We start from the raw sequence: 2,745 nt of genomic DNA, 5'->3' as shown, positions 1-2,745 counted from the left end.
AGGCCAACGTCCCGGGTCGACAGTCCACTGGACTGTCGCCTGATCCGGTCCGAGGCGCCTTTCGGATACGGGACCGAGCGGATCAGCCGGTGTTCTTGTGACACCGTTTCCGGCAAATCTTCCCAAGGTCGGAACCGCCTCGGGCGGGCCGCGTTGGAGACCGGCGGGACCGATGGTCCGGCGCCGTCATGCGTGCCATACTCGGCGACCGACCCTCGCTTTCACGGAGATTTCGTCCATGCACTCTGGTTATTCCGGCATCCTCGGCCTGGTCATCCTCGCCCTCGACATCTGGGCGATCATCTCGGTCTTCGGCTCGCGCGCCGAGACGCTGAACAAGGTGCTCTGGATCCTCGGCATCATCGTGCTGCCCATCGTCGGCTTCATCGCCTGGCTGGCCTTCGGGCCGCGCGCCTCGCGGGCCTGACGGCGGAGCGTGGGTTCCATGAAGCTTTCCATCTGCCCGACCTGCGGCCATCTCCTGCAGTTCGAAAGCATGTCCTGTCGCCGCTGCGGCGCGCCGCTCGGTTTCATTCCCGGCAATATGGAACTCAGCGCGCTCGTCACGCGCTTCGGCGGGGTGGTCTCGCCGAAGGCCCGGCCCGACGAGGAATGGCATCCCTGCGGCAACGCCGGAAAGGCCGATTGCAACTGGCTGGTGCCGGTCGAGACGCACGAGCCCTATTGCCTCGCCTGCCGGCTGAACCGTGACGTCGCCGACCTGTCCGATCCGGCGCATCTCGCGAAATGGCGCGCCATCGAATGCGCCAAGCGCCGGCTCCTCTATTCGCTGATGCGGCTCGGCCTGCCGATCGCCTCGCAGACCGACGGCGCGGCGCGGGGCCTCGCCTTCGATTTCCGCGCCTCGACCAAGGAGGCGCAGGTCTTCACCGGCCATGCCGACGGCCTCATCACCATCAATATCGCCGAGGCCTGCTCGGCCGAACGCGAGCGGCAAAGGATCGCGCTTGGCGAGCCCTATCGCACGCTGGTCGGCCACATGCGGCACGAGGCGGGGCATTTCTACCAGGAGGTGCTCGTCACCGACGCCGGCCGGATCGAGGAATGCCGCGCGGTCTTCGGCGACGAGACCGAAGACTATGGCGAAGCGCTGAAGCGGCACTATGCGAACGGCCCGCGCGAAGGGTGGGAGAACTCCTATGTCAGCAGCTACGCCGCCGCGCACCCCTGGGAGGATTTCGCCGAGACCTGGACGCACTATCTCCACATCGTCGACGCGCTCGACACCGCGGCGACCTTCGGCCTCACCGTGGTCCCGGCGGATGGCGCGGAACGGGCGACGCTGGCGATCGATCCCTATGACGCGCCGGACATCGACAGCCTGCTCCTCGCCTGGTTGCCGTTGACGTCGGCGGTCAACGCGCTCAACCGCAGCATGGGCCAACCCGACCTCTATCCGTTCGAACTGGCGCCGCTGGCGGTGGCGAAACTCGGCTTCATCCACGATCTCGTCCGCTCGCCCCGAGGCGAGCGATCCCCCGCCAAGGGTCCGGCGCGGGCGACCACCACCTGACCCGGCGCTCCCGGAAGGACTACCGAAAATGAAAATCTTCGCTTGCCAGAATTGCGGCCAGCTCGTGCATTTCGAGAATATCAGCTGCATGAATTGCGGCGCGCCGCTCGGTTTTCTGCCCGGACCGCTGACATTGAGCGCGCTGATCCCGGCCGACGGCGGCGGCCAGCTGGCGCTCGGCGGAACGGGCGAGATCTGGCTCGCCTGCGCCAACGCGGAGATCCTCGGCTGCAACTGGATGGTGCCGGTGGATTCGCCGGACGGCTATTGCCCCTCCTGCCATCTCGACAGCACGATCCCCGATCTCGACGCGCCCGGCAATCTCGAGGGCTGGCGCGCGATCGAAATCGCCAAGCGCCGCCTGGTCTATGCGCTGACGCGCCTGAACCTGCCGCTGACCAGCGCGGTCAATCCGCAAGGCAACCTGCGCTTCGATTTTCTCGCCGACGTGCCGGGCGCCGATCCGGTGCTGACCGGGCATGACGAGGGCCTGATCACCCTCAACATGGCCGAAGCCGATTCCGCCGAACGCGAGCGGCGCCGCGCCTCGCTGGGCGAGCCCTATCGCACCCTGCTCGGCCATCTGCGCCACGAGGTCGGTCACTACTATTGGGATCTGCTGGTACGCGACCAGGGCCGGATCGCCGAATCCCGCGCGGTCTTCGGCGACGAGAGCGTCGATTATGGCGAGGCGCTGAAGGCGCATTACGAGAACGGCCCGCCGCCAGACTGGCAGCTCAGCTTCGTCAGCTCCTATGCGACCATGCATCCTTGGGAGGATTTCGCCGAGACCTGGACGCATTATCTGCACATGATCGACACGCTCGACACCGCGGCCAGCTTCGGCATGGCGATCAATCCGGTGGTGGTCAATGATCCGGCGGCCAACGCCCATGTCGGTTTCGATCCCTATCACGCGCCCGACGTCGACCGGCTCGTCAATGCCTGGCGTCCGCTGACCGTCGCGCTCAACAGTATGAACCGCAGCATGGGCCAGCCCGATCTCTACCCCTACGCCCTGACCCCGCCGGTGGTGGAAAAGCTGCGCTTCATCCACGCTCTGGTCCAGGGCTTCTGATAGAACTCGGCGCCACCGGTTCAACCGCCAGTGTCGGCGACACCGGTGGCAACTGATACGGTGCCGCTTGCTTGGCCCGGATCGAGATTTTTCCCGCGGACCGACCTTAGGGGGCGCCAGTGGCGCGCCCGCG

At 66.6% G+C, this 2,745-nt stretch carries 3 protein-coding genes; all 3 read left to right on the top strand.

Going from position 1 to position 2,745, the window contains the following annotated elements:
* The first annotated feature begins 238 nt into the window (after nucleotides 1–238).
* Genes Q0480_RS04120 through Q0480_RS04110 form a run of 3 tightly spaced genes read left to right on the top strand, consistent with a single transcriptional unit; the run spans nucleotide 239 to nucleotide 2,612 of the window.
* Nucleotides 239–427 carry a PLD nuclease N-terminal domain-containing protein gene (locus Q0480_RS04120; protein ID WP_299131035.1) on the top strand — a complete coding sequence of 63 codons (189 nt, stop codon included), beginning with the start codon at nucleotides 239–241 and terminating at the stop codon, nucleotides 425–427.
* Between the two features lie 18 nt (nucleotides 428–445).
* Nucleotides 446–1,534, top strand: a complete 1,089-nt coding sequence (locus Q0480_RS04115) for a putative zinc-binding metallopeptidase (RefSeq protein WP_299131034.1) — start codon at nucleotides 446–448, stop codon at nucleotides 1,532–1,534.
* A 28-nt stretch (nucleotides 1,535–1,562) separates the two neighbouring features.
* The gene (locus Q0480_RS04110) at nucleotides 1,563–2,612 is read left to right on the top strand and encodes a putative zinc-binding peptidase (RefSeq protein ID WP_299131033.1); all 1,050 of its coding nucleotides are present in this window, start codon (nucleotides 1,563–1,565) and stop codon (nucleotides 2,610–2,612) included.
* Nucleotides 2,613–2,745: the final 133 nt, after the last annotated feature.

The organism is uncultured Amaricoccus sp. (genome assembly GCF_937891315.1).
GTDB lineage: Bacteria > Pseudomonadota > Alphaproteobacteria > Rhodobacterales > Rhodobacteraceae > Amaricoccus.
Note: the sequence above shows the minus strand (reverse complement) of the source record. Positions and strands in the feature narration are given on the sequence as shown.